The sequence below is a fragment of the Thioclava sp. GXIMD4216 genome, assembly GCF_037949285.1.
In the GTDB taxonomy this organism is placed as follows: Bacteria; Pseudomonadota; Alphaproteobacteria; order Rhodobacterales; family Rhodobacteraceae; genus Thioclava; species Thioclava litoralis.
Map to the genome: position 1 here is coordinate 1,736,045 of NZ_CP149926.1, position 26,065 is coordinate 1,762,109.

Here is a 26,065-nt window from a genome sequence, read left to right on the forward strand (position 1 = left end):
CGCGGGTGATTGACCCCTGCCGCGCTGCCGCATAGAACCGGAGCCAGTGAGTTGCGGAGGGTCGCATGAAGGTGATCATTTGTGGGGCCGGACAGGTTGGCTGGCAGATTGCACGCCATCTTTCGGGCGAGCGCAATGATGTGACAGTGGTCGATAGCAACCCCGAGCTGGTGCGCCGTGCCTCGGATATGCTGGATGTGCAGGGGACGGTGGGCTTTGCCTCGCATCCCGATGTGCTAGAGGCCGCGGGCGCGCGCGATTGCGACCTGATCATCGCCGCGACCCATTCCGACGAGGTCAATATGGTGACCTGTCAGGTTGCGCAATCTGTCTTCGGCGTGACCCGCAAGATTGCGCGGTTGCGCTCGCAGAGCTATCTCAACGAGGAATATCGCGACATCTACCGCCGCGACCAGTTGCCCATTGATGTGATCATCAGCCCCGAGCGTGAGGTGGCCGAGGCGGCGATGCGGCGGCTGCTGGCTCCTGCGACATTCGATACCGAAAGTTTTATGGAAGACCAGTTGCGGCTGATGGGCATATCGCTTCAGCCCGATTGTCCGGTGCTGTCCACGCCTTTGCGGCAGTTGACGGATCTGTTTTCGACCCTGCGGGCGATTGTGGTGGGCGTGCGCCGCGAGGGGCGGCTGTTTGCGCCCGAGCCCAATGACCAGCTTTTTGCCGGCGACCAGATCTATCTCTGCACCCATCGCGATGATGTATCGCGCACGCTGGAAATTTTCGGCAAAAACACCCATAAGCAGGAACGGATCCTGATTGTCGGGGGCGGGAATGTCGGGCTGGCTGTGGCCAAGAAACTGGAAGCCCGCAGCGACAGGACGCGCGCCAAGATCATCGAGATGTCGCGCGAGAAAGCCGAACGGGCTGCGGATTCGCTTGAGCGCACCATTGTGCTGCATGGCGACGGGATGTCGCAGGAGCTGCTGGAGGAGGCCAATGTCTCGGCCACCGATGCGCTTTTGGCGGTGACCGATGATGACAAGACCAATCTTCTGGTTGCGGTGCGCGCGAAACAGGCGGGCTGCAAGATGGCGATCACGCTGGTCAACGACCCGACGCTGATCCCGATGATGGAGCCGCTGGGGATCGATGCCCAGATCAATCCGCGCGCTACGACCGTGTCCTCGATCCTGCGCCATATCCGGCACGGGCGGGTGCGCCAGATCTATTCGATCGGCGATGCCGAGGCCGAGGTGATCGAGGCGCAGGTGCTTGGAACCTCACCTTTGTCTGGCAAGTTGTTGCGCGACATAGATTTTCCCGAGGGCGTCCTGCTTGGCGGGTTGAAAAAAGGCGACAAGATCGTGGTGCGCCCGCGTGCCGATACCCGCATCGAGGAAGGCGATGTCGTCGTTCTTTTCGCGCTGGCCGATGACGTGGCCGAGGTGGAGCGCCTGCTGCAGGTCTCCATCGACTATTTCTGAAGCGCGTCCGATGGGAGCCAATCTACGCAATCTGCCGCTCTTCGTGATTCTGGTCGCGGTGTCGGGTCTGCTGATGTATCTGCCCGCGATACACGCGCTGACCCTGCATCAGCACGCGGTGGCACGACCGTTTTTCTATACCGGCTCGCTGTTGCTTTTTGTTTTCGTGCTGCTGGCGCTGGCCACGGGGGCAAACCGGCGCGGCCCGCGCGAGCGGTCCTCGCTCTTGACGATGGTCGGGGCCTTCACGCTGCTGCCGCTGGTTCTGGCGATCCCTTTCCACGAGGTCATGCGCGACACCTCGCTGTTCAATGCGTGGTGGGAGATGGTCTCGGCGCTGACGACGACGGGCGGCACGCTATATGCGCCCGCGCGCCTGCCGCCGTCGCTACATCTGTGGCGCGCGCTTGTGGGCTGGAGCGGCGGCTATTTCATGCTGGTGATGACGATTGCCGTATTGGCTCCGCTGCGGGTCGGCGGCTTCGAGATCTTCTTTGCTGGCGGGCCGGGCGGCGAGGTGAAGGATGTCAATCTGCGCGGCACCCAGCGCGGGGTTGTTACCCGTGACAAGATGATCGGATATGCGCTTGAATTGCTTCCGGTTTATACGGGGCTGACCGGCATTCTCTGGGTGCTTTTGCGGATTTCGGGCGAAGATAATCTGGTGGCGCTTTGTGCGGCAATGTCCACCTTGGCAACCTCGGGGATCTTGCCGACCAGCAGCCTGGCCTCGGGGCAAAGCTCCGTGCTGACCGAGGTCATCATCTTCGTTTTCTTCCTGCCCGCCCTGTCGCGCCGGTTCTGGCCCGGTGACGGAGAAATGCGCGCGACCAAGCGGTTGCGCGACGATCCTGAATTGCGGCTGGCGGCGATGATCGTATTGCTGACGGTGATCTTGCTCTTTTTCCGCCACTGGCTTGCGGCGCTGGATACGGATTCCCATCCCGGTCCGGGGGTGATCTTGCGCACGCTTTGGGGCGGGCTGTTCACGACATTGTCCTTTCTGACCACCACCGGCTTCGAATCAAGCGGCTGGGAGGATGCGCGGGCATGGGCGGGGCTGGGGACGCCGGGTCTGATCCTGTCGGGACTGGCGATCATTGGCGGCGGCATCGCCACCACCGCCGGCGGTGTGCGCCTGCTGCGGGTCTATGCGCTGATCCGGCATGGCGAGCGCGAACTGGATCTGCTTGTCTATCCCAGCTCGGTCGGCGGCGGAGGCTCTGCGGCGCGCCGTCTGCGCCGTCAGGGGGCATTCGTGGCATGGATTTTCTTCATGCTCTTCGCGCTCTCGATTTCGGTGGTCATGATCGCGATTTCCTATACAGGCCTCGATTTCGAACCCGCCATGATCTTCACGGTTGCGGCCCTGTCCAATACCGGCCCGCTGACCGCTGTGGCAGGAGATTTTCCGCTGGCTTGGGGGGATCTGAGCGCCGCCGCCAAGGCCATTCTGGCGGCTGCTATGGTGCTGGGGCGGCTGGAAACTTTGGCGATCATTGCGCTCTTCAATCCCGAACTGTGGCGAAAATGAGTGCTTTAATGGCACGATTTGTCGCGTCATGTGGGGCCAGCGCTTTTTGGGGGTGGTAACTCCCGTTGACTTGCGCATACTCAAGCCAGAGTGGGACGAGCCAACGTCCCCGAAATGCTAAGAGAAAAGGCAAAATATAATGGCTGCCGATAAACAGAACCTGCAGGACGCGTTTCTGAACCACGTACGGAAAACGAAAATTCCGGTGACGATCTTTTTGATCAATGGTGTGAAACTGCAGGGGGTTATTACTTGGTTCGATAACTTCTGCGTCCTCTTGCGCCGCGACGGCCAGTCCCAGCTTGTCTACAAGCACGCGATTTCGACGATCATGCCGGGCCAGCCGATTTCGCTTTATGAAGGCGACGACTGAGTTTCCTTTGAGCGAGAGCGTTTCCCACGATAAGGCTCCCACGCGGGCCTATGTGCTGCATCCCGACCTTAAGATCGGGGACGGGATGCGACTGCCCGAACACGGTCTGGCAGAAGCCGTGGCGCTGGCTGCGGCTTTGCCCGACCTCGAGGTTGTGGGCTCGGAGATTGTGCGCCTGCCCAAGCCGCATGCCGGACATCTGTTCGGGACCGGCAAGATGGAGGAGTTGGGCGCCAGGCTTCAGGAGCTGGAGATTGAACTGGTGCTGGTAGACGGGCCGGTGACGCCTGTGCAGCAGCGCAATCTGGAAAAGGAATGGAAGGTTAAACTTCTTGACCGAACCGGTTTAATTCTCGAGATTTTCGCTGATCGGGCGCGAACCCGTGAAGGGGTGCTGCAGGTTGAACTTGCCGCGCTCAGCTATCAACGCACGCGGCTTGTGCGGGCCTGGACACATCTTGAACGCCAACGCGGCGGACTTGGCTTTGTCGGGGGCCCCGGCGAAACGCAGATCGAAGCGGACCGCCGGGCGATTGACGAACAGATGGTCCGTATCCGTCGCCAGCTGGCGAAGGTGGTCAAAACCCGCGAGTTGCATCGGGCGTCGCGGCGCAAGGTGCCGTTTCCGATTGTCGCGCTTGTCGGCTATACCAATGCCGGAAAATCCACGCTGTTCAACAAGGTGACCGGCGCGGATGTGCTGGCCAAGGATATGCTTTTTGCCACGCTTGACCCGACGATGCGGGGGGTGACGCTGGCTTCAGGGCGCAAGGTGATCCTGTCGGATACGGTGGGCTTCATCTCGGAATTGCCGCACCAGTTGGTTGCCGCTTTCCGTGCGACGCTGGAAGAGGTGCTTGAAGCCGATCTGATCTTGCATGTGCGTGACATTTCCCATCCGCAAAGTGACGCGCAAGCGGCTGATGTCGAAGACATTCTCGACAAACTTAAAGTGGATGATGATGTTCCTTTCATCGAGGTCTGGAACAAGCTCGATCTGTTGTCGGAAGAAAATCATGCGGCGACCGCCTTGCAGGCCGAGCGGCGGGATGATGTCTGTGCGATTTCTGCGCTGACGGGGGAAGGCTTCGAGGCGCTCCTGCTTGAAATCGAGCAGCGTCTGGGGGAAGAGCGTCTGAACGAGGAGCTGCATCTGCCCTTTGCCGATGGCCGCCGCCATGCATGGCTTCATGCCGAGAATGTTGTGCGTGACGAGGCGCAGTCGAAAGAGGGCTGGGTCTTGCAGGTCGAGTGGACGGCCTCCCAGAAGGGGCGTTTTAACGCCCTTTGACGCTGTTCTGTGAACGATGGTGATGAATTTCCTCGGCGTAGCAAATGGTTACGCCGAGGTTTTCATATTCCGTGGCATAGTCCTGCGTCGCTTGCCTCAGGCCTTCTTGAAACGCTTTGACATCTGCGTATTAGCGGTTGGTCTTCATCTATGCTCTTAAGAGGCAGGCACCAGCTTGGTAATGCCTGCCGCTGCCGCGCGCGCCAGTTCCGGGTCAAGGGACATCGGAATATATTCGCCGCGACGCCAGAGTTCGGCCAGATCGTCATAATGGCGCGAGAAGAGATGCCCCGATTGTCCTGTGGCGATGATAAAGACAGAGCTATCGGGATCGGCCAGATCATAGACACCACGATAGCCTGCCGCCTGCACATTGGCGAAGGGGGCGTCGGGCGTGCCGAGGGTCTTGCCGCGCATCAGGGTGAAATCTCCGCCCGAAGATGATTGCCGGATATCTGCGAACCAGCTGATCAGCGGCATGTTCTTCAGAACAGGATGGTCGTGGCGGGCCTCATGCGCATCGCCCCAGCGCCAGCTCTCGACATTCGGGCCGTATTTCTCTTTCAGCGACAGCAAGGCCGCATCCAGCGAGATCCGCGCGATATCGGTGCAGCTTTCCTGCGCATCGGACTGGATGACATTGCACCAATGGGCCGCCCCTTGGGTATTGCGGAAAACACGTTCGATAAAGAGCGGGTCTAGCGCGGTAAATTTACTGGCCAGCGGCCCCAGTTCGTCGCGGATCAGACGGTTTTGCAGCTCGCGCATCCATGCGGCATAGATCAGCGGCTCCGGCAGATGCTCGGACATTTCGCCATCCCATGCCGCCAGAAGCTCAAGCGCGCGTTGCCGCAGCCGTTCGGGAGTACCATCGGGGGCAGGCGTGCCGGTATACCACAGATCCGCGCCCACCAATGGCAGCAGGTTGCGCGCGGCGGGGCTGACCGTATCCAACTGTGCCGAAATGAAGCTCTCGCGGGAATGCACCTCGCGTTCGCTCAGAAGCTTGCTCAGCCGCTGGATGCGCTGGCTGTCTCCCCAGTCAAAGGTGACATTGTTCGGAAAATTGGCATCGGTTGTTTTATTGTTCGTATTCAGCACGATACCATCGGCAGGATTAACCTCGCGCGGGTTGCTGTCATAGGGCAGGCGTCCCATCCAGCGGTTTTGTGCCAGCCAGCCCGCCGAGGGCATGCGCCCCTCGGTCTGATTGGTCGGATCGCGTTTCGGGATGGCTCCGACAAGCACACGCGCCACCTCTTTCTGATCCGCGAGAATCAGATTTTGCGCCGGAGTGATATAGTCGCGGCCGGCCTCGATTGCAGCGGTGACATCCTTGGCCTCCATCAGCTTCATCGCCGCGCTCATGGTGGTATCATGCGGGTCGAGTGCCGTCCAATCGACAGAAATCACTGATCCGGGCGGCGTGATCGTGCCCAGATCGAAATGCGTCCCCGGCAGGACCGGTCCGTTTTCGGTGCTGCGCAGGGTCAGGGTCAGCGGCTGTGCATCCTTGACCTTGAGAATGGTGCGCTTGGTGATGAATTTCTGCCAGCCATCGGGGGTGCGATAGGTTTCGCGGTCCTTGGGATTGATCTGTTCGACATGCAGATCCATGTCATCGACATAGGCGGCGGTCACGCCCCAGGCCATATGTTCGTTACGGCCCGTGATCACCAGCGGAATGCCGGGGATAGTACCGCCAATAATGCCGCCCGATGACAGTTGCAGCCGCGCCAGATACCAAAGGGCAGGGGCGGTCAGCCCGAGTTGCGGGTCATTGGCCAGAAGCGCCCCGCCTGCGGCAGATCGGTCAGGCGCTGCCGCCCAACCGTTCGAGCCTGCCTCAAGGCCTGCGGCGGGAAAGGGCGAAAGCGGCTCGGGCGCGCTTTCCTGCTGTAAGGCGCGCGGCACATCGGGGAAGAGGTCGTGATAGGCGGGCAGGGTATCTGTCACGCTCCCCGGCATATCGGGCAGCAGATCGCGCACCCAAGACGGGTCCAGCAGCGACACACGGGCCCGCAGCACTTCGCGGCTGAACTGGTTGTTCTGTTCGACAGCCATCAGCTTCAGGATTGCGAGAGAATCCGCAGGTGTCCAATAGGATATTGAATTATCGAACAAAAAGAACTCTGGCGCGCCACGCCCCTTGGCCCCTTTATTGACCTGTGCGATCCATTGGTTCACGCCTGCCGAATAGGCTTCAAGGGCGGCTTTGGTCTGCGGGTCCTGCGCATCGACCGAGGCCAGAGCCGCGTCATAGAGGCCCAGCCTGCGCATCAGCTCGTCGGTTTTGACCGTGCTTTGCCCGAAGACTTCCGAAAGCCGCCCCTGAACGGTGCGGCGCAGCATGACCATTTGCCATAGCCGGTCTTGCGCATGGGCGAGACCGAGGCCGAAAAAGACGTCCGGATCGTTCTTGCCGAAGATATGGGGGACATCCTCTGTCGAGCGCACGATCTCGACCGGTGCGGAAATGCCCGAAACACGATAGGTTGCATTGTAATCAGGCAGGGAGCGCGAGGCAAAATACCACACGCCGATTGCGCCAAGCACCACCAATGCGATTGCGACTGCGGTCAATCGCACCATCCAGCGGAAGAGTTTGTACATGCGCGCTCCGGGTAGGTCTGCAAAAGTTGAGCCGGATGTGACCAGCAGGGGTTGCGGCTTAGTAAGTCAGGTATGACAAAGGATCAACGCGCGTTTGCGCGAGTTTGCCGATCGGATGAGGGAGTTTGCCGATGACAAAAATCGCATTTCTGGGGCTTGGCGTAATGGGCTATCCGATGGCGGCCCATCTGAAGGCCGCAGGCCATGACGTCACGGTGTATAACCGCACTACTTCTAAAGCCGAAAAATGGGTTGCTGACCACGGCGGTGCGCTTGGAAAAACGCCTGCCGAAGCGGTTCGGGACGCGGATATGGTGATGACCTGCGTCGGGAATGATGATGATCTGCGCATGGTCTGTGCCGGTGCCGACGGCGCGTTTTCCGCCATGAAGAGCGGCGCCATTCTGGTGGACCATACGACCGTGTCTGCGATGGTCACGCGCGAATTGGCGGCTTTGGCTGACGGGAAAGGTCTGGGCTTTGTCGATGCGCCGATTTCAGGCGGTCAGGCGGGTGCGGAAAATGGCGCGCTGTCCATCATGTGCGGTGGGACCCAAGCCCATTATGACGTGGTCGAGCCCGTGTTGGCGGCCTATGGCAAGATCTGCCGCCGTCTGGGCGAAAGCGGTGCCGGGCAATTATGTAAATCGGCCAACCAGATCGCGATTGCGGGCGTGGTGCAAGGCCTGTCCGAGGCGCTTCTTTTTGCGGAAAAGGCAGGTTTGTCGATTGCGGATGTCGTCGAGGTGATCAGTCAGGGCGCGGCCGGTAGCTGGCAGATGTCCAACCGGTCAGAGACAATGGCCAAGGGGGAATATGCGTTCGGATTTGCCGTAGACTGGATGCGGAAAGACCTTGGTATCTGCCTGACCACAGCGGATGAAATCAAGGCACCATTGCCGCTGACAGCTTTGGTGGACCAGTTTTACAAGGATGTCCAAGCCTTGGGTGGTGGCCGTTGGGATACATCCTCGCTTATCGCGCGGTTGCGTAAATTGTCGGAAAATGCGGGCTGACTGTTCCGAAATCTCCCATCGGCATCACGATGTCGGCGGGAGATATAAAAATGCATATATTACAATGAGTAATGCGGCTTATTTGATTTGCTATATAAAATGCGAATAATCAGGATTATGTAAAAAATTTGGCTCTATCTCATATCATTCAGGACGGTTTTCCGATTGTTTGCTGGACCTGAGCCACGCAACCCACTAAAGCATCGGTAATTCCCTTTAAATCGCAGGACACTGAGCCATGAGCTTTGACCGCAGCATCAAAATTGCCCCCTCGATCCTTTCGGCGGATTTCGCGGATTTCGGTCGTGAAATTCAGGCCATTGAGGCGCAAGGCGCCGATTGGGTCCATGTCGATGTTATGGACGGCCATTTCGTTCCGAACCTGACCTTCGGGCCGCCGCTGTGCAAGGCGATCCGCCCGCATATCAAGACGGTCATGGATGTCCATCTGATGATCTCGCCGGTGGATCAGTATATCGATGCCTATGCCGAGGCTGGTGCTGATGTCATCACCGCGCATCTTGAAGCCGGTCCGCATATCCACCGCACGCTGCAAGCGATCCGTGGCGCAGGCTGCAAAGCCGGTCTGGCGCTGAACCCCGGTACCGGTATCGAGCAGATCGACTATCTTCTCGACCAGCTCGACCTGATCTGCGTCATGACCGTAAATCCCGGTTTTGGCGGTCAGAAATTCATCCATAGCCAGATCGACAAGGTCCGCAAGCTGCGTGCCATGATCGGAGACCGTCCGATCCATATCGAGATTGATGGTGGGATCACGCCCGAGACCGCGCCGCTGATGGCGGCAGCCGGTGCCGATGTTCTGGTGGCCGGGTCTGCCGTATTCAAAGGTGGTTCGGTGACAAATCCCGATGTCTACGGCCGCAATATCACGGCGATCCGCACGGCGGCCGAAGCGGCACGTGTGAAAGAATGACCGCGATCGCCGCAGCAGCTCCGCCGCTTTCCGTTATATTCGATCTTGATGGAACGCTGGTTGAAAGCGCTGCGGCGATCCAGCTTGCCCTGAATCAGGCGCTTGCGGCGCAGCACCTGCCCGAACTTCCGGTTGCGACCGTGCGCGGGTTCATCGGGCATGGGGTGCCGCATCTGATGAACTGTGTCGCGGATCATCTTGAAATACCTCGAAGTTCATCCAAACTCTCGCAGCTTTTCCATGCGTTTTCGGCCCAATACGAGGTCCAGCGCGAGGGGAATACGCTCTTTGAGGGCGCACGTTCGGCGCTGCAGGCGCTACGCCTTCAGGGTGTGGCGCTCGGCCTTTGCACGAACAAACCGATGCAGCCTGCGAAGACTGTCTTGCAGCATCTTAATATTGAAGAGTTTTTTGACTATATTATTGCGGGTGACAGCTTGTCTGTCCGCAAACCCGATCCGCAGATGCTGTTGGTCGCCAGGGCCGCGTTATCTGCCGAGCATTGCCTTTATGTCGGGGATTCCGAGGTGGATGCCGAGACGGCCCATGCGGCGGGCGTGCCGTTCTTGCTGTTCACACGCGGTTATCGCAAAAGCACGATCGACAGCCTTGCACCTTGGGCGAGTTTCGATGACTTCGCGCAGTTTCCTGACTATGTCGCGAAGTTTCTGCGCGAAATCCCCGAGGCTTGAACAGATCGCTCTTGCGGCCACCCTGCCCTATGGGCTCTATAAACTCCGAATACTGCCGGTTTTCCGGAAAGGAGCATGTTATGGATATTCGCCCGCTTTCATCTGAATTTGCCGTCTCGCCGCAGATTTCTCTGGAGGATGTCTCGACGCTGGCCGAACAGGGTTTCCGTTCGCTCATCATCAATCGCCCCGATGAGGAGAATCCGCCCGAACTCGCGCATGAGCATTTTGTGAAAGCGGCTGCGGAGAATGGTATGACTGCGCATTACCTGCCGTTCTATCCGGGGGAAATGACGCTTGAACTTGTGCAGGCGTTCGAAGCCTGTCTGAACGATGCCGAGAAACCCTGTTTCGCCTATTGCCGCTCTGGCACGCGCAGCTCGCATCTGTGGGCGATGGCACAGGCGGGCCGCATGGACATTGCCGAGATCGTGTCGGCGGCGGCCTCTGCGGGCTATGACCACCGTCCGCTTATTACAACTTTGGCATCATATGCGGAACAAAAGGCCTGATCATTCCGTGTATTCGGATATTTCCTTCAAAGGTCAACGCGTGTTGAGGTATTGATATTTTTAGCAGTTGCAGACTACTCCTTGCGAGAAAGAGTGGTGACTTGCGTATGCTGGAATATATCGAAACTCTCCTGAGTTTGACCTCGGTCGAAGAGATCTGGGCGCATCACTGCCGGTTTATGGACGATTACGGGTTCGATCGCCTGCTTTATGGTTACACTCGCTTTCAGACCCAGCCGAATCTGCTGGATCTGGATGAGACCATCGTTCTGTCCAATCACGAAAAATGCTACATAAAGGCGCTGCTGGACGGTCGCCTTTATGCCGATGCCCCGATGATCCAATGGGCCTGGGAGAACGAGGGCTGGGAAAGCTGGGGACTGGTTGCCCAGAAGCTCCAGTCGGGGACTCTGGATGCCGCCTCTTTGAAGGTGCTCGAACTCAATCGCCGCTATGACATTCTGGCCGGTATCTCGATCGGCTTTCCGCAATCGAATACGCGGGCGCGCGGTGGCATTGGCCTTTGCGCGCGCAAGGGGCTGTCGCAGACCGAGGTGGACCAGATCTGGTGCGAACATCAGCGGACGCTTCTTGTGGCCTGCCAGCTGATGCATATGCGCCTGTCCAGCCTGCCCTATATCCCCCCGAAACGCCATCTCTCGCCCCGCCAGCGCGAAGTGCTGGAATGGATCGCAGATGGCAAAACCGCGCAGGACGTGGCCTGTCTGATGGGGCTTACCGTCACCACGGTCGAGAAACATCTGCGGCTGGCCCGCGAATCCCTGAATGTCGAGACAACGGCGCAGGCTGTTTTGAAAGCCGCCGTCATGAACCAGATCTTCCAGCCGCAACACGGGGCAATCGCTGCGGGCGCAGATCTTAAAAATCATCCAAGAGTTTAACACCGTATCTTCTATTTTCTTGATCGATGAGCAAGGTATGGTTTTCCTTACTTCTCAAGCGGGATGAATTTACGTTAGATTAAATCTGTTCCGTGAGTGGTGGCTTTGGCCAGGAACATGGGGATCTTGAGGCGTGCGAGCATTCATCCGCGTTGTTTCGAGGTCTTGCCGGGGTACCGGTTTCGGGTCTGACATACGCATTTTCGTATGTCAGGCCTTTTTGGTTTTGGTCCCCTAGCGCCTGTTCTTTGCATCCGGCCCCTCAGGGAACCCGCCTGCCCTATGCGCGTCTCCTAGCTTGAAATCCTGCTGTGCCTGTCAGGCGTCCATAAAAAAACGAGCGCCCCGCAGGACGCTCGTTTCAAATCGTTCAGATCGAAGAGATCAGTTGCCAGCGGCAGTCTTTGCGACTTCTGCCGCGAAATCTTCTTCTTTCTTCTCGATGCCTTCACCGACTTCGACGCGGGCGAATGCAACGATTTCAACACCTGCGTCTTTGGCGGCTTGGCCAACGGTCACATCGGGGTTGATAACGAAAGCTTGGTTCACGAGGGTGATCTCTTGCAGGAACTTCTGCATACGACCCACGATCATCTTCTCGATCACGGCTTCGGGCTTGCCCGATTCACGTGCGATATCGATCTGAACCTGCTTCTCTTTCTCGACGATTGCCGGATCCAGATCCGCTTCCGACAGCGACGCCGGATTGGTTGCTGCGATATGCATCGCGATTTGCTTACCGATGGTTTCGTTGTCGCCTTTCAGCGCAACCAGAACACCGATTTTGCCCATGCCTTCAGCTGCGGCATTGTGGACGTAGGAGACAACGGTCTCGCCTTCCACTTTCACCATGCGGCGCAGGGTCAGGTTCTCGCCGATTTTCGCGATTGCGTCGGTGAGGACTTCCGAAACCGGCTTGCCGTCAACGGGAGCGTTTGCCAGCTCTTCGGTGCTGTCAACGGTCAGTGCAGCTGCCGAGATTTTCGCAACGATCGCTTGGAATTCGGCGTTCTTACCAACAAAGTCGGTTTCCGAGTTCACTTCGACAGCCACACCTTTGCCACCGTTCACAGCCACGGCCACCAGGCCTTCTGCTGCAACGCGGCCCGATTTCTTGGCGGCTTTTGCAAGACCTTTGGTGCGCAGCCAGTCAACCGCGGCTTCCATGTCGCCATCGGTTTCGGTCAGCGCTTTTTTCGCGTCCATCATGCCTGCGCCGGTGCTTTCGCGCAGTTCTTTCACCATTGCTGCGGTGATCGCCATGCTCGGATCTCCTGTCAAATATAATTGGGAGGGGTCATAGCCCCCTCCCGTGTCATTGGGATGACGGTGAAGCGATTACGCTTCTTCTGCCTCGACGGCTTCTTCAACCGGTGCGTCTTCCAGAGCGCCAAGGTCAACGCCTGCAGCGCCCATCTGAGCGGTCATACCGTCAAGTGCTGCGCGTGCTGCCAGATCGCAATAGAGCGAGATGGCGCGTGCGGCGTCGTCGTTGCCCGGGATCACGTAGTCAACGCCTTTGGGCGAGCAGTTGGTATCGACAACAGCCACAACCGGGATACCCAGTTTGTTGGCTTCTGCGATGGCCAGATCTTCTTTCTTGACGTCGATGACGAACAGCAGGTCCGGCAGGCCGCCCATTTCGGCGATACCACCGAGCGACGCGGTCAGCTTCTCGTGGTCACGCTCCATGCCGAGGCGCTCTTTCTTGGTCAGGCCTTCTGCGCCTGCTTCAAGCTTCTCGGTGATGGTTTTCATGCGCGAGATCGACTGGGAAACGGTTTTCCAGTTGGTCAGCGTACCACCGAGCCAGCGGTGGTTCATGTAGTATTGTGCGGATTTCTCTGCAGCTTCTGCGATCGGCTTGGCAGCCTGACGCTTGGTGCCAACGAAGAGAACGCGGCCGCCTTTTGCAACGGTGTCACGCACGACTTGCAGAGCCTTGTCCAGCATCGGGACGGTCTGGGTCAGGTCGAGGATGTGGATGCCGTTACGGTCGCCGTAGATGTATTGTTGCATCTGCGGGTTCCAGCGTTGCGTCTGGTGACCGAAGTGAACGCCAGCTTCAAGCAGCTGACGCATGGTGAAATCGGGAAGCGCCATGGTCTTTTCCTTTTCCGGTTTGCGCCTGGGCGAAGGTTTTGAGAACCACCGTGCTAGGTGGCCCCAACCGGTGGACCTTCGAGGATGTCTCCCTCGAGAGGCCCGCCTTCGCCTGTGAAGTGCGCGCCTGTTACCGTGGTTTTTCCAGCGTGACAAGCGAAATATGCCATGAACGGGCATAGAAACGACTTTAGGGCGCAGATTTCAGCGCAAACCCAGCTCGTAGCCACGCGCCACGGCCTCTGGCAGGGTTTTGGCCCCCAGTTTGCGCCGCAATCCGGTCATGTGCAGATCGATGGTTGCCAGCGAGATCGACAGCTCGAACGCGATCTGGTCGCGGCGCATCCCGTCGGCAATCATATGGAATATCTGCAGTTCCCGCTTGCTCAGCAATGTCGAGAAGGCAGGCTCCGGTGTCATATTGGCCGCCCAGAAATAGACCAGCGCCGTATTTTTAAGCCCCTTATGCGCAAAGATATGGCAGGTGATCCGCCCCAGCTTGCTGTCGCTCACATCCAGCCGCACAGGCACCAGCGATTGCGACAGGATCACCTCATCCAGCGCCCGTAAGACCGGCGCATCGGCGCAGAACTGGCCGTTGCATTCTGCAAAGCTGTCCGAGGCGTTCAGCAATTCTGTCGCGGTCTCGGTCTGGCTGGAAATTCTGCCATCACCGCCGACCAGAAGATAGGCACCCTCGAAGGGGCGGCGCTGGGGGCGTTCATATGCGGGCGGTGTAAAGGCAGGCGCAAGCGGTTCGGGCGTCTGGAGGAAAGGGTCTTGTGGCTTGGGACGTCTCATAAACGTGCCTCGGCTCCCGAATTGTCTAACATCAACATCGCCGGTCCGTGATAATGTTCACGGCCGATTTTACCTGACTTGTCCCACCATTTTCCAGTTTACGCAGCGTTTACCGCAGATCGCAACCTATAAGAATTCCTAGGTTGCGGTGCGGTATCACATCACCTCAACTTCCCGTTACCTAAGGGCGTGACGATGTTGCGCAGGCATATCAAAGGAAGAATTTCATGCGTATTCAACTTTCCGGCTTTGCACTTTTGGCCTGTACGGCGCTGGTTGCCTGTGGTGGCAGCAGCAGCGGCGGTGGCAGCAACGGCACGGGTGGCGGTGCCCGCCTGAGCGCGTCCGAGGCGGCGACGGTGATGACGCAATATGACGAGGCTATTGCCGCCGTGGAGAACGGCGATGCCACCGTGGCCACCGATGCCTCGGGCGCTGTGTCCATGTCGGGCTATATGGGCTTCAGCATCGAGGAAGAGGAGGACGAGATTGATGCGCTCGGCAAGCTGAGCATGGATGTCGATTTCGACAATGGCACCGTCAGCGGCACGGCGGATAATTTCGCGCTCTTCGATACGTCCGATGAAGTCAATCCGGTGAAAGTTAGCAATGTTTCCGGCGCGTTGACGGTGGATGGCACCGTGACCTCCGCTGCCATTGACGCAAGTGCGACGGGGCATCTGTCGGATGGCGATGGTGGGGCCGATTTCGACCTGACAATGACCGGGAATGTCTATGAGCAGGACGATGCGTTGATGGCGCTTGGCGATGTCGAGGGCACGTTCACCACCGATGAGGGCGTGACCGAAACCACGGGCGGTGGTTTTGTGGCTTATGAAGACTGACTTTATCGCTTATGATAACTGATAGGATGCGCCAGCATTGGCGCATCTTTTTACGTTTTGAAATCGGATATCCCACGTGCTGTCTTTTGCCCGCTCTGTTCTGATGCGTTTTGTTTGGTTCTTCCTGTTTGTGGGGCTTTGTACCCTGCCCCTGCGCGCCGAGCAGACGCGGACGATTGCACAGTGGATGGCGCTGGCCGCGCAGCTGGAGATGTCTGGGCAGCCGCTCAAGGCGTTGAAAGTCTATGGCGAGATTGCCGCGCAGCGCCCCGATTACCGGCCTGCGGCCAGCGCGATTGACAGGGTTCTGGCGCAGATGGGCAGGCCGCAGCGGGCCGAGGCCGTTCTGCGCTATGTGCTGCGGCATGAAACGCGCAACCGTCCCGCCTATCTTGCGGCGCTTCGGCAGCTCGATCGCGCGCATCCGTTCCGATTTTCCGGATCTTTCGGTCTGCTGCCCTCGACCAATATCGCGCGCAGTTCCTCGCAGACCTATCTGGTGACCGATTACGGCACCTTTCTGATCGAGAATGGCGGTGATGAAAAAACCGGCATCGGCGCGGAGTTTTCGGTCAGTGGCGACTGGATCTTCCACCCTGCGCCCGGCCACAGGCTGCGTCTGTCCTCTGTGCTTTCGGGCGAGTGGTATGCGCAGCGCGATCTGCGCTATCTCCAGCCGTCGGTGACGCTGGCCTATGAAAACCTCCTCACACCGGATGACTGGGGGGTAAGTGCCTATGGCCGGTATCGGGCCTATGACGGGCTGGCGGATCAGAAGACTTCGGATTATCGCGCCTATGGGGTTGTGGCCCGCAAGCGCTGGTGGCTGGACGCCGCGTCGCTGCCGCAAGCCAGCCTCAGCGGATCACTCCTGGCGGAATATCGGGATTATCTTGATAAACAAGGCTATGACGGGCGTTTTTACCAAGCTGCTGGAAGTTTCTCACATCAGGCGGGGGCGTCCCAGCTAAGTTACGGGCTGCGGCTCGGGCGCTCGGATGTGCGGCTGGACTATCATCGGTATCGCGCGCTGGGTCTTTCGGCGGGGATCGTCCGTCCGCTGGGGCGCAAGGTGACGGCGGGGGCCACGCTGCGCTATGACTGGCGCCGCTACGATGCCGATTTCCCGCTATTGGGCGAGGTGCGTCATGACGAGACGGCCGAGCTTTCGGTCTTTGCCAGCTTCCGCCAGATCCGCATTGGCAACAGTCTTCCGAAGCTGCGCTGCAGCTACACCAATAACCGCTCGAATGTCGCGCTTTACCGGTATGACAGTTTCGATTGCGGGCTGGATCTTGATTTGACCTTCTGATCAGGTTTCTCTTGCGCCGTGTTCTGCCGCGCGGCAAGGAGGGCTTATGACAGAGATGCGTGACATAGTATGTATCGGCTCGGTGCTGTGGGACATTATCGGCCGGACGCCCGCTCCGATGCGGTTCGGTGCGGATATGCCCGGACGGATCACCCGCTTGCCGGGGGGCGTTGCAATGAATATCGCGATGACCCTGACGCGCTTCGGTATGCGCCCTATCCTGCTATCCGCCGTCGGGCGCGACAGTCAGGGGGTGGAGCTTCTGGCGCAGGCCGGGCGGCTGGGGATCGATGCGGGCCATGTCTACCGTTCGGCTGACCTGCCGACGGATCGCTATATGGCGATAGAATGCGCGACGGGCCTTGTGGCTGCGCTTGCCGACGCGCATTCGCTGGAGGCCGCGGGCGACAAGATCCTGCAGCCGCTGGCGGATGGCCGTCTGGGCTCTGCCGACGCGCCTTGGCACGGGCCTGTGGCGCTGGACGGAAATCTGACGACCGACCTTCTGGCACAGATCGCCCGATCCCCGCTTTTCGCGCGCGCCGATTTGCGCGTGGCCCCGGCCAGCCCTGGCAAGGCCGAGCGGCTTTTGCCATTGCTCGCCCATCCCCGCGTCACGTTTTATGTCAATCTCGAAGAGGCGAGCATTCTGTGCCAGAGCCAGTTCGGCTCGGCGCGCGAGGCCGCCGAGGGGCTGGCCCGTCGTGGTGCGCGGCGCGCCTTGGTGACCGATGGCGGGCGCGATGCGGCCGATATGTCGGCAGGGGGCGTCCTGACCGCCTGCCCGCCCGAGGTTCTGGTTTCCCGCGTGACTGGCGCGGGCGACACGTTCATGGCTGCCCATCTGGTGGCCGAATATGCTGGTTGCCCGCGCGAAGAGGCTTTGTCGCGCGCCCTTCTGGCTGCTGCCCGTTATGTTTCCGGAGATATTGCGACATGACCGATCTACTTGTCTTCACCCCCGAGGTCTCTGCCGCGCTCGCGGCAGGACAGCCCGTCGTGGCGCTGGAATCCACCATCATCACCCACGGTATGCCCTATCCGCAAAATATCGAGACAGCGCGCCGTGTCGAGGCCGCGATCCGTGCCGAAGGGGCCGTGCCCGCAACGATTGCCCTGATGCGGGGCCGTATCCATATCGGTTTGAGCGATCCGCAACTCGAGGAACTGGCACAGGCCGAAGGGGTGATGAAGGTCTCGCGGGCCGATCTGGCGGTCTGTTTGTCGCGCGGGGCCTATGGGGCCACCACGGTGGCGGCCACCATGATCTGTGCGCAGCGGGCGGGTATCTCGGTTTTTGCGACGGGCGGGATCGGGGGCGTGCATCGCGGTGCCGGAGAAAGCTTCGATATCTCCGCCGATCTGGCAGAGCTGGGCCAGACCGCCGTAACCGTGGTCTGTGCTGGTGCCAAAGCCATTCTGGATCTGCCGAAGACCTTCGAGGTGCTGGAAACCGATGGTGTGCCGGTCTTCGCTTATGGGCAGGATACCCTGCCCGCCTTCTGGTCGCGCGATTCAGGGCTTGCGGCGCCGCTGCGGGCGGATCACCCTGCCGAGATTGCGAAAGCGGCGCTGATGCGGGCAGCGTTGGGTCTGCCGGGGGGGCAGCTTGTGGCCAATCCGGTGCCGCCCGAGGCAGAGATCCCGCGCGAGGTCATCCTGCCGGTGATCGAACAGGCTCTGGCCGAGGCGGACGCGCGCAATATCAAGGCCAAAGCGGTCACACCCTTCCTGTTGCAACGCATCTTCGAGTTGACCGAGGGGCGTTCGCTTGCCGCCAATATCGCGCTGGTTCTGAACAATGCGCGACTGGCGGCGCAAATTGCGAAAGAAATCGTCACTTTGCGCTAAGCAAATGTTGCTAAAGCGGTAGGGCTCTCCCATCTAGGGCGGGTTGCCCCCGGCAGGCGGGGGATTCGTGATTGCAGGACATGGTATGACCCTTCCCCCGACCGACCAGAAACCCAAGCCCCGCCGGCGCTTCGCTGCGATCAGGGCGTCTTTCCTGACCGGTCTTGTGGTCATTGCCCCTATCGGCCTGACAGCATGGCTGATCTGGACGGTGGCAGGATGGGTTGATGGCTGGGTGCTGCCGCTGGTGCCGCACGAGCTGCGCCCCGAACATTATATCGGGGTCAATCTGCGCGGGATCGGGGTGCTGATCTTCCTGATCTTCACGCTGGTTGTCGGCTGGCTGGCCAAAGGGTTCTTCGGGCGCGCGCTGATCCGTTCGGGGGAGGCGATTGTAGACCGCACCCCCGTCGTGCGCTCCGTCTATTCCGGTATCAAGCAGATCGCGGAAACGGTTTTCAGCCAAGGCGAAGAAAAATTCGACCGCGCCTGTATCATCGAATATCCGCGCCCCGGTATCAAGGCGATGGCGTTCGTTTCCTCCACCGCCAAGGGCGAGGTCGCGCGGCTGGCCGATACCCCCGAAGATCCGCTGATTTCGGTCTTCATGCCGACCACACCGAACCCGACCTCGGGATTTCTGATGTTTGTGCCGCGTTCGCAGATCACCTATCTCGACATGTCGATCGAAGATGCTGCCAAGCTGATCATCTCTGCCGGATTGGTCTATCCTACGGAAAAAGACGCGCCCAAACCGCGTTGAGCCGCGTTTTCGCAAGGGTTAGCCGAAAAGCTCCGCCAGATTGACCGAAGGCTCCTTACCGATTTTGTCGGCATGCTGGTCCAGAAACCGGTCTGCCGCCTGCTGACCGGCCGTTTTCAGCCGCCCCAGCGTGCCATAGCTGGGAGAGACCTTGGAACTTTGGCTGAGCGACAGCATCGTGTCGTCATCGGCAATCAGATGGATCAGCACGTCTTTCATCGCGCGTTCGGGCAGGTGCTTCTCGGCGATGACCCGACGGGCGAAATTGATCGCGCGCAATTCCCGCAGCAGCGAGGTGTTGAACGAGATTTCCGTGATCCGCTCCTCGATCTGCTGTGGCGTGGTCGGGATGCCCTCGCGCGCCAGTGGATTGATATTCACGATCATGATGTCGCGCGGGAATTGCGGCTCGAAAAGCGGAAACAGTGCCGGATTGCCGGTGTAACCGCCATCCCAATAGGCTTCGCGCCGTCCGGTCACGGGATCGTCGATTTCGACCGCGCGAAACAGGTTGGGCAGGCAGGCCGATGCCAGCAGCGCATCGGGCGTGACCTCATCGCCCGAAAAAATACGGATCTTGCCATTGCGCACATTGGTGGCCGACACAAAAAATGCCGGTCCTTCCTTGGCGCAGACATTCTCGAATTCCAGATCCTGAACCACCCGAGCGAGCGGGTTGATATAGAACGGGCCGGAATCATAGGGAGAAAGCAGCCTCAGCCAGTTTTCGATATAGAAGGCAGGCGTGAACAGGTCGAACCAGCGCGTCACCGTGTCCGGATAGGGAAACAGTGCCGAGACCCAGCGATCCGTGCGGAAATCATTGCCTTCGGCCACCTGCGACCACAGCCAGTTCAACGCCTCGCGAGCGGCCTCGCGCCCTTTCGTGCCGCTTGCCTGCGCCAGTCCGGATTTCAGCGCGGCACCGTTCAGCGCGCCCGCAGAGGTGCCGGAGATGGCGGCGATCTCGATCCAGTCCTCATCAAGGAGGCGGTCCAGAACGCCCCATGTGAAGGCCCCATGTGCGCCGCCGCCCTGAAGCGCGAGATTGATCCTTTTGGTGTCCATCCGTGATACTCCCGCAGCCGTTTCAAACCGCTTTGAATTACAAATCCATCATGGTGTAGCCGCAATCGGGCGACCAATCGTGCCCGTCGGAACGGTGCCGGTAAAATCGGAGGGGGCCTGCGCCCCCTTCGGTCGCGATCTTACAGGGCGGTCCAGCCACCATCGACCGAAATCGTGGTGCCTGTGATCTGTTCCGCTGCGTCCGAACAAAGAAATACCGCCGTGCCGCCGATCTGTTCGACGGTGGCAAACTGTTTCGAAGGCTGACGGTCCAGAATGATCTTCTCCACCGCCTCTTCTTCGGTCATGTTGTATTTCTTGGCCGTATCGGGGATCTGCGCCTCGACCAGGGGCGTGTGCACATAGCCCGGGCAGATCGCATTGGCGGTGATCGGCTCTTTCGCGGTTTCCAGGGCCACAACCTTCGTCATGCCCACCACGCCATGTTTGGCGGAGACATAGGCCGATTTATAGGGCGAGGCGGTCAGGCCATGGGCCGAGGCGATATTGACCACCCGTCCCCAGCCTGCCTTGCGCATCATCGGCAGTGCGACAGCCGTGGTGTGGAACGCCGAGCTGAGCATGATGGCAATAATGGTGTCCCATTTATCGACGGGAAATTCGTCGATCGGGGCCACATGCTGGATACCGGCATTATTGACCAGAATATCGCAGGTGCCAGCCTGCTCGATCAGACCACGCGCCTCGGCCCCTTTGGAAAGGTCGCCTTTGATATAGCGCGCCTCGACGCCGAATTCCTGTGCAATGCTCTTCGCCAGTTCATGATCTTCGGGACGGTCCGTGAAAGAGTTCAGAACAACATTCGCCCCCGCGCGGGCCAGTTCGCGGGCGACGCCCAATCCGATTCCCGAATTAGATCCGGTAATAACTGCAGTTTTTCCGTTTAGGCTCATGAGGTCCTCCTTTGGATTATGCCTGCGATCATCATCCTAGGGCCGAATCTGGCAAGGTCCAATCACGTGAAAAATCGCTTATTCACGCAGCCGTGCGGTTTTTTCGCTTGCGTTCACGAATCGCATCAAGCAAAAGCGCCCTATTATCTGAAACCGCTTCGTCGAGGTGCCGCCGGATCTTTCCGGGCTGGTGCCTTTCTGATTTGGACCTAAAAAACCTGCGCGTTCAAAACGTTAATGGATGCAACTGCAGCGGGAAACTGGCTAAGAACTGCCATTAGAAACAAAAAAAACGCCCGCACAAGGCGGGCGCTAAGTCATGAGGCAGGTTTCATACAGGCAAGAAACCTATCGAGCAGTGAGTTTGTTATAGGCCGAACTGCGCGTAGTTTCAAAGGGAAAATTGCGTAAGCCCTAATGCTCCGTTAGATTTCCTTCAAATACCACGAGCAGAAACGGGATCATCGCGATGCAACGAACCGCCTTTAGACGCATGCTTATAGGTGCCATGCTTGCAGCAAGCCCTTTATTGATTGGCTCAAAAAGCTTTGCGGCACCGCAGCATGCTCTGGCGATGACCGGTGCACCTGCCCTGCCCGACGGGTTTGACCACCTGCCTTATGCAAATCCCGACGCGCCCAAGGGCGGAGCGCTGAAACTGGGCGAAGTCGGCACGTTTGATTCTCTTAATCCGTGGATTCTGCTTGGCCGGCCCGCGACGGGAATCAGCCAATATGTGACCGAGTCGCTGATGGCGCGCTCGATCGACGAACCCTTCACCCTTTATGGTCTTCTGGCGGAAAGCGTCGATACCGATGCGGCGCGCAGCTATGTCGAATACACGCTCCGTCCCGAAGCGCATTTTTCCGACGGCAAGCCGGTGACCGTCGAGGATGTGATCTGGTCCTACAAGACGCTTGGCGAACACGGGCATCCGCGCTACCGCAACGCCTGGGCCAAGGTGAAAGACATCCGCCAGACCGGTCCGCGCTCCGTGCGTATCACCTTCAACGCCCCCGACCGCGAGCTGGCCTTGCTGATGGGGATGCGCCCTATTCTGGAAAAAGCGCAATGGGCGGGCAAGGATTTCGAGGCGACCACCGACATGGTTCCGGTCGGTTCTGGCCCTTATGTGGTGGATCAGGTTTCCAACGGGCGGTTCATCAGTTTCAAGCGCGATCCCGACTGGTGGGGCAAGGATGTGAATTTCAATCACGGCCTTTGGAATTTCGACACGATCCGCCATGAATATTTCAAGGATGGCAATGTGATATTCGAAGCTTTTAAAGCTGGGGATGTCGATGCATGGCGCGAGATGAGCGATGCGCGCTGGCAGAATAATTACAATTTTGCCGCCGCCCAATCCGGCGAGATCGTCAAGGACGAGATCCCGCATGCCCGTCCTTCGGGAATTGACGGTCTGGTGATGAATACCCGCAACCCCTTGTTCAAGGACTGGCGGGTTCGCGAGGCGCTGACCGAGGTTTTCAATTTCGAATTCATCAACAAGACTCTCAACAATGGCGCCGAACCCCGCGTTACATCGTTCTTTTCCAACTCTGAGCTAGGCATGCAGCCCGGCCCTGCCAGCGGCAAGGTCAAGGCTCTGCTGGCCCCCTTTGCCGACCAGCTTGCCCCGGGCACGCTGGAGGGCACGCCCCTGCCCGTCTCGGATGGTCGGGAGATGAATCGAAAGAACACGCGCAAGGCGTTGAAACTTCTAGAAGACGCAGGCTGGACTGTGGCGCGTGACGGGGTGCTGCGCAATGCGTCGGGCCAGCCGTTCCAGTTCGAGATCCTGCTGCGTCAGGGTGGCGGCTATGGCAGCGGCCCCTATGATCCGCAATCGGTGGTCGATATCTATGTGCAGGCGCTTGAACGGATCGGCGTCAAGGCCCGCGTGACCACGATCGACGATGCGCAATATGTCCAGCGCGCGCGCAACTACCAGTTCGATATGACATGGTACTGGCGCGCCCTCTCGCTGAGCCCGGGCAACGAGCAGATGCTCTATTGGGGCTCTGCCGGTGTGGCGCAGCCGGGAAGCTGGAACTATATGGGCATGGCAAGCCCCGCCGCCGAAGCGATGATCCGCCATATGCTGGCAGCCACTGATCACGATGATTACGTGGCCGCAGTGCGGGCCTTGGACAGGATCCTGACCCAGGGGCGCTATGTGATCCCCGCATGGTATTCCAAAAGCACGAGGCTTGCACATAAATCCAGCCTTCATTATCCCGAAACCTTGCCGGTCTATGGTGACTGGCCGGGCTTCATGCCCGACACTTGGTGGTATGAGGCAGACAAATGAAAAAGCTCGTTTTGCTTGGTCTTCTGATGGTGTCGCTGAGCGCGTGCAACACGATTGCAGGCGTCGGGGATGACGTGTCCGATGGCGCGCGCACCGTGCAGGGCTGGATGAACTGAACGCGTCTGTGGCGGGCCTTGCGGGCCCTGCTATATGCCGCATTGAAAAAAGGGCCGATGTGCAAGCAACGGCCCTTTTGTTTTGTGCGTTTTCCGGTTCTTGGACCGGAGGCTGCCCGTCTTTTCCGTGCTTTGCCCCCTTGCCTGCGGGGGTGGCAGATAGTTGGGAACAAATGGCGATGGGCGGGCTTTCTCTCCACAGGATGACGATGCCCCGTCACGAGGGGCTGCTACTCAGGAGGACGCCATGAAATGGAGCCATGTCGAGCAGAACTGGACCGCGTTTTACGAGGCGATCACCGATCGCTGGCCCGATTTGACCGAGGATGACCTCGAAGAGATCGATGGCGACCGGCGCGCTTTCATCAAGGCTGTGTGCGACGCCACCGGCGATGAGGCCGAAGATGTTGCTGAAGAGTTGCGCGAATGGCTGGCGGGCGAGCTGCCCTCGGATGTGGTGATGGACCCGACCCATGATGACCACTCGATCCGCAATTCCGCAAAATATGTCGGCGATGGCGAAGACGAATATGACGAGGATGAAAACTTCGGCGATGACGAGGAGGAAGATGGTGCCGCGTGAGCTTGCGTCTTGACGCCAGAGGTCGAGCCTGAAACACAGACGTTCTGAACGTCTTGCCCCCTCTGGAGAAAGCCCATGATCGCGCTTGATATCTTTGCCGACCCGGTCTGCCCCTTCTGCCTGATCGGCTATGAACGGCTGCGCCGCGCGCTCGCAGAGCGGCCCGGCCATCCTTTCCAACTGGCATGGCACCCCTTCCAGCTCAACCCCTCCATGCCCCGCGAGGGCATGGCGCGCGCTGATTACCTGCAGGCCAAATTCGGGCAGGACGGAGCGGTGAAGATGCACCAGCAGCTTCTGGAGATCGCCGCCTCCGATGCCCTGCCGCTTGACCCGCTGAAAGTGCTGCGCCAGCCAAACACGCTGGATGCGCTGCGTCTGGTCTATTGGGCCGGTCTGGAAGAGAAAGCGACCGCTGTGATGGAGGGCGTGATGGCGGCGCATTGGTATGAGGGGCGCGATATCGGCGATCCGCGCGAACTGGTGCGCATTGCGCAGGCGGCGGGGCTTGATGGCACGATGATTGGCCGCCTTCTGGCCAGCGATGCCGATTGCGACACGATTGCCAGCCGTGATGCCCATGCCCGCGAGCGCGGCATCACCGCTGTGCCGACCTTCATCGTGGCCAACACCCATGCCATCACCGGCACCCAGCCGAAAGAGCTGTGGCTGAAAGTGATCGACGAGCTGTCTGGCGCGCCTTCGGATGCCATTCTGAACTGAGGCTTTCAGGCGCTGCACATCTGATATTGCAGGTTGTGCTTTTTTGCGCGTCCTAAAAGGTGGACGCGCTAAGGCTGCTTATTATAGTCAGGCTCAAACATTCCTTCTTCGAGATATACATGACCCATATGGACCATAGCCTCGAGCAGACGGCTAGGACGTTGTCGCTGCGCGAGTTCACCGTCATGCTGGCGTCTCTGATCGCCACAGTCGCGTTTTCGATTGACGCCATGCTTCCGGCCTTGAGCGATATCGCCGCAGCCCTCACCCCCGAGGATGTGAACAAGGCCCAGCTGATCCTGACCTCCTTCGTCTTCGGAATGGGGGCCGGAACCTTTTTTGTCGGCCCGATTTCCGATGCGATTGGGCGCCGTGTCACAATCGCGCTTGGGATTGTCATCTATATGACCGGTGCCATTATCGCGATCTCTGCCAATTCGCTCGAGGCGCTGCTTGTCGCCCGTTTCATTCAGGGGTTCGGGGCCTCCAGCCCGCGTCTGGTGCCGATGGCACTGGTGCGTGATCTCTATCGCGGGCGGGAAATGGCGCAGGTGACTTCGATCATCATGATGATCTTCATTATCGTGCCGGCGCTCGCGCCTTCGATCGGGGCGGCCATCATCGCCTTTTCCGACTGGCGTGGCATCTTCTATGTCTTCTGTCTGTTCGGGACGATCGGCGTGACATGGCTGTTCCTGCGTCAGCCCGAAACCCTCCCGCCCGAGCGCCGTCGTCCCCTGCGGCTGGGCGCGCTTGTGGCCGGTGCCAGCGAAGTACTGCGCGACCGGCAGGTCTGCCTTTACATTGTCATCATGACCCTTGGCTTTTCTCAGATGTTCGCAGCCGTCAGTTCGGCGGAACAGCTTTATAAAGCCTATGGCGTCACCGATCATTTCCCGCGGTGGTTCGCGCTTGGGGCGTTGATGGCGGGCAGTTTCTCTTTCCTCAATTCGCGCCTTGTCGTGCGGCTGGGGATGCGCCGGATCGTGTCGGTGGCGTATCGCACGCAGGTGGTGATTTCGCTGGTCATGCTGGCTTTGCAGATTGCGGGCATGCCGCAAAGCGGCTGGGGCTTTGCGGTGTTCTTCCTTTACTTCACCTCGGTCTTTGCAATGGCGGGGGTCACCTTTGGCAATCTCAACGCTCTGGCGATGCAGAATGTGGGGCATCTGGCGGGAATGGCGGCCTCGGTGATCACCGCGCTGTCGACCGTGGGATCGGTGATGATTGCGGCCCCTATCGGGCTGGCCTTCAACGGCACCGTCCTGCCGCTGGTGATCGCGACCTTTGTCTGCTCGGGGCTGGCCATGCTGCTGATGACACGCACGCAGGGTGAAGGATGAAGCGTAAAGGCCGGGAA

Annotated in this window: 25 protein-coding genes; 19 read left to right on the top strand and 6 right to left on the bottom strand. The window is 59.4% G+C overall.

The window, feature by feature from the left end:
- The first annotated feature begins 65 nt into the window (after window positions 1–65).
- The 4 genes from trkA to hflX all read left to right on the top strand — a co-directional run bounded on the left by trkA (window position 66) and on the right by hflX (window position 4,643).
- Complete coding sequence (gene trkA, locus WDB88_RS08680; RefSeq protein ID WP_339107274.1) at window positions 66–1,445, top strand: Trk system potassium transporter TrkA; 1,380 nt, start codon at window positions 66–68, stop codon at window positions 1,443–1,445.
- A 10-nt stretch (window positions 1,446–1,455) separates the two neighbouring features.
- Window positions 1,456–2,979, top strand: a complete 1,524-nt coding sequence (locus WDB88_RS08685; protein WP_339107275.1) for a potassium transporter TrkG — start codon at window positions 1,456–1,458, stop codon at window positions 2,977–2,979.
- 139 nt (window positions 2,980–3,118) lie between these two features.
- Complete coding sequence (gene hfq / locus WDB88_RS08690; protein ID WP_339107276.1) at window positions 3,119–3,352, top strand: RNA chaperone Hfq; 234 nt, start codon at window positions 3,119–3,121, stop codon at window positions 3,350–3,352.
- 85 nt (window positions 3,353–3,437) lie between these two features.
- On the top strand, window positions 3,438–4,643 hold the full coding sequence (gene hflX, locus WDB88_RS08695) for a GTPase HflX (RefSeq protein WP_339109506.1): 1,206 nt from the start codon (window positions 3,438–3,440) through the stop codon (window positions 4,641–4,643).
- A gap of 156 nt (window positions 4,644–4,799) precedes the next feature.
- Here the strand turns inward: hflX and WDB88_RS08700 are convergent, their stop codons facing one another.
- Window positions 4,800–7,256 (bottom strand): penicillin acylase family protein, encoded by a 2,457-nt coding sequence (locus WDB88_RS08700; RefSeq protein ID WP_339107277.1) that lies wholly within the window; start codon window positions 7,254–7,256, stop codon window positions 4,800–4,802.
- A gap of 131 nt (window positions 7,257–7,387) precedes the next feature.
- Here WDB88_RS08700 and WDB88_RS08705 point away from each other — a divergent pair, with 131 nt between their 5' ends.
- The 5 genes from WDB88_RS08705 (at window position 7,388) to WDB88_RS08725 (ending at window position 11,315) form a co-directional block, all read left to right on the top strand.
- Window positions 7,388–8,272 carry an NAD(P)-dependent oxidoreductase gene (locus WDB88_RS08705; RefSeq protein ID WP_339107278.1) on the top strand — a complete coding sequence of 295 codons (885 nt, stop codon included), beginning with the start codon at window positions 7,388–7,390 and terminating at the stop codon, window positions 8,270–8,272.
- A 238-nt stretch (window positions 8,273–8,510) separates the two neighbouring features.
- Window positions 8,511–9,209 (top strand): ribulose-phosphate 3-epimerase, encoded by a 699-nt coding sequence (rpe, locus tag WDB88_RS08710; protein WP_339107279.1) that lies wholly within the window; start codon window positions 8,511–8,513, stop codon window positions 9,207–9,209.
- Window positions 9,206–9,901 carry a phosphoglycolate phosphatase gene (gph, locus tag WDB88_RS08715; RefSeq protein WP_339107280.1) on the top strand — a complete coding sequence of 232 codons (696 nt, stop codon included), beginning with the start codon at window positions 9,206–9,208 and terminating at the stop codon, window positions 9,899–9,901. Before rpe ends, gph begins: the two co-directional genes overlap by 4 nt.
- 80 nt (window positions 9,902–9,981) lie before the next feature.
- A complete protein-coding gene (locus tag WDB88_RS08720) occupies window positions 9,982–10,413 on the top strand; it encodes a TIGR01244 family sulfur transferase (RefSeq protein ID WP_339107281.1) in 432 nt (143 codons plus the stop codon).
- A 107-nt stretch (window positions 10,414–10,520) separates the two neighbouring features.
- Window positions 10,521–11,315: a LuxR family transcriptional regulator gene (locus WDB88_RS08725; protein ID WP_339109507.1), complete on the top strand. Its 795-nt coding sequence runs from the start codon at window positions 10,521–10,523 to the stop codon at window positions 11,313–11,315.
- A gap of 384 nt (window positions 11,316–11,699) precedes the next feature.
- Here the strand turns inward: WDB88_RS08725 and tsf are convergent, their stop codons facing one another.
- The 3 genes from tsf to WDB88_RS08740 form a co-directional block, all read right to left on the bottom strand.
- Complete coding sequence (gene tsf, locus WDB88_RS08730) at window positions 11,700–12,578, bottom strand: translation elongation factor Ts (RefSeq protein ID WP_339107282.1); 879 nt, start codon at window positions 12,576–12,578, stop codon at window positions 11,700–11,702.
- Window positions 12,579–12,653: 75 nt separating this feature from the next.
- A complete protein-coding gene (gene rpsB, locus WDB88_RS08735; protein ID WP_339107283.1) occupies window positions 12,654–13,418 on the bottom strand; it encodes a 30S ribosomal protein S2 in 765 nt (254 codons plus the stop codon).
- 204 nt (window positions 13,419–13,622) lie between these two features.
- A complete protein-coding gene (locus tag WDB88_RS08740) occupies window positions 13,623–14,219 on the bottom strand; it encodes a helix-turn-helix transcriptional regulator (protein ID WP_339107284.1) in 597 nt (198 codons plus the stop codon).
- A 227-nt stretch (window positions 14,220–14,446) separates the two neighbouring features.
- On the opposite strand from WDB88_RS08740, the gene WDB88_RS08745 reads away from it, so the two are divergent.
- The 5 genes from WDB88_RS08745 to WDB88_RS08765 all read left to right on the top strand — a co-directional run bounded on the left by WDB88_RS08745 (window position 14,447) and on the right by WDB88_RS08765 (window position 18,990).
- Window positions 14,447–15,064 (top strand): hypothetical protein, encoded by a 618-nt coding sequence (locus WDB88_RS08745; RefSeq protein ID WP_339107285.1) that lies wholly within the window; start codon window positions 14,447–14,449, stop codon window positions 15,062–15,064.
- A gap of 76 nt (window positions 15,065–15,140) precedes the next feature.
- The gene (locus WDB88_RS08750) at window positions 15,141–16,376 is read left to right on the top strand and encodes a porin family protein (RefSeq protein ID WP_339107286.1); all 1,236 of its coding nucleotides are present in this window, start codon (window positions 15,141–15,143) and stop codon (window positions 16,374–16,376) included.
- A 46-nt stretch (window positions 16,377–16,422) separates the two neighbouring features.
- Window positions 16,423–17,316, top strand: a complete 894-nt coding sequence (locus tag WDB88_RS08755) for a PfkB family carbohydrate kinase (protein ID WP_339107287.1) — start codon at window positions 16,423–16,425, stop codon at window positions 17,314–17,316.
- Entirely contained in the window at window positions 17,313–18,227 is a 915-nt protein-coding gene (locus WDB88_RS08760) for a pseudouridine-5'-phosphate glycosidase (protein WP_339107288.1), read from the top strand. Before WDB88_RS08755 ends, WDB88_RS08760 begins: the two co-directional genes overlap by 4 nt.
- Window positions 18,228–18,312: 85 nt before the next feature.
- Window positions 18,313–18,990, top strand: a complete 678-nt coding sequence (locus WDB88_RS08765) for a DUF502 domain-containing protein (RefSeq protein ID WP_339107289.1) — start codon at window positions 18,313–18,315, stop codon at window positions 18,988–18,990.
- An 18-nt stretch (window positions 18,991–19,008) separates the two neighbouring features.
- Here the strand turns inward: WDB88_RS08765 and WDB88_RS08770 are convergent, their stop codons facing one another.
- Both WDB88_RS08770 and WDB88_RS08775 read right to left on the bottom strand, forming a co-directional pair.
- Window positions 19,009–20,058, bottom strand: a complete 1,050-nt coding sequence (locus WDB88_RS08770) for a patatin-like phospholipase family protein (protein ID WP_339107290.1) — start codon at window positions 20,056–20,058, stop codon at window positions 19,009–19,011.
- A gap of 140 nt (window positions 20,059–20,198) precedes the next feature.
- The gene (locus WDB88_RS08775; protein ID WP_339107291.1) at window positions 20,199–20,972 is read right to left on the bottom strand and encodes a 3-hydroxybutyrate dehydrogenase; all 774 of its coding nucleotides are present in this window, start codon (window positions 20,970–20,972) and stop codon (window positions 20,199–20,201) included.
- Between the two features lie 574 nt (window positions 20,973–21,546).
- Here WDB88_RS08775 and WDB88_RS08780 point away from each other — a divergent pair.
- The 5 genes from WDB88_RS08780 (at window position 21,547) to WDB88_RS08800 (ending at window position 26,048) form a co-directional block, all read left to right on the top strand.
- Window positions 21,547–23,283 carry an extracellular solute-binding protein gene (locus WDB88_RS08780; protein ID WP_339107292.1) on the top strand — a complete coding sequence of 579 codons (1,737 nt, stop codon included), beginning with the start codon at window positions 21,547–21,549 and terminating at the stop codon, window positions 23,281–23,283.
- Complete coding sequence (locus WDB88_RS08785; RefSeq protein WP_339107293.1) at window positions 23,280–23,399, top strand: entericidin; 120 nt, start codon at window positions 23,280–23,282, stop codon at window positions 23,397–23,399. Before WDB88_RS08780 ends, WDB88_RS08785 begins: the two co-directional genes overlap by 4 nt.
- A 247-nt stretch (window positions 23,400–23,646) precedes the next feature.
- Complete coding sequence (locus tag WDB88_RS08790; RefSeq protein ID WP_339107294.1) at window positions 23,647–23,982, top strand: hypothetical protein; 336 nt, start codon at window positions 23,647–23,649, stop codon at window positions 23,980–23,982.
- A gap of 75 nt (window positions 23,983–24,057) precedes the next feature.
- Window positions 24,058–24,705, top strand: a complete 648-nt coding sequence (locus WDB88_RS08795) for a DsbA family oxidoreductase (protein WP_339107295.1) — start codon at window positions 24,058–24,060, stop codon at window positions 24,703–24,705.
- 119 nt (window positions 24,706–24,824) lie between these two features.
- Window positions 24,825–26,048 (top strand): multidrug effflux MFS transporter, encoded by a 1,224-nt coding sequence (locus WDB88_RS08800; RefSeq protein ID WP_339107296.1) that lies wholly within the window; start codon window positions 24,825–24,827, stop codon window positions 26,046–26,048.
- Window positions 26,049–26,065: the final 17 nt, after the last annotated feature.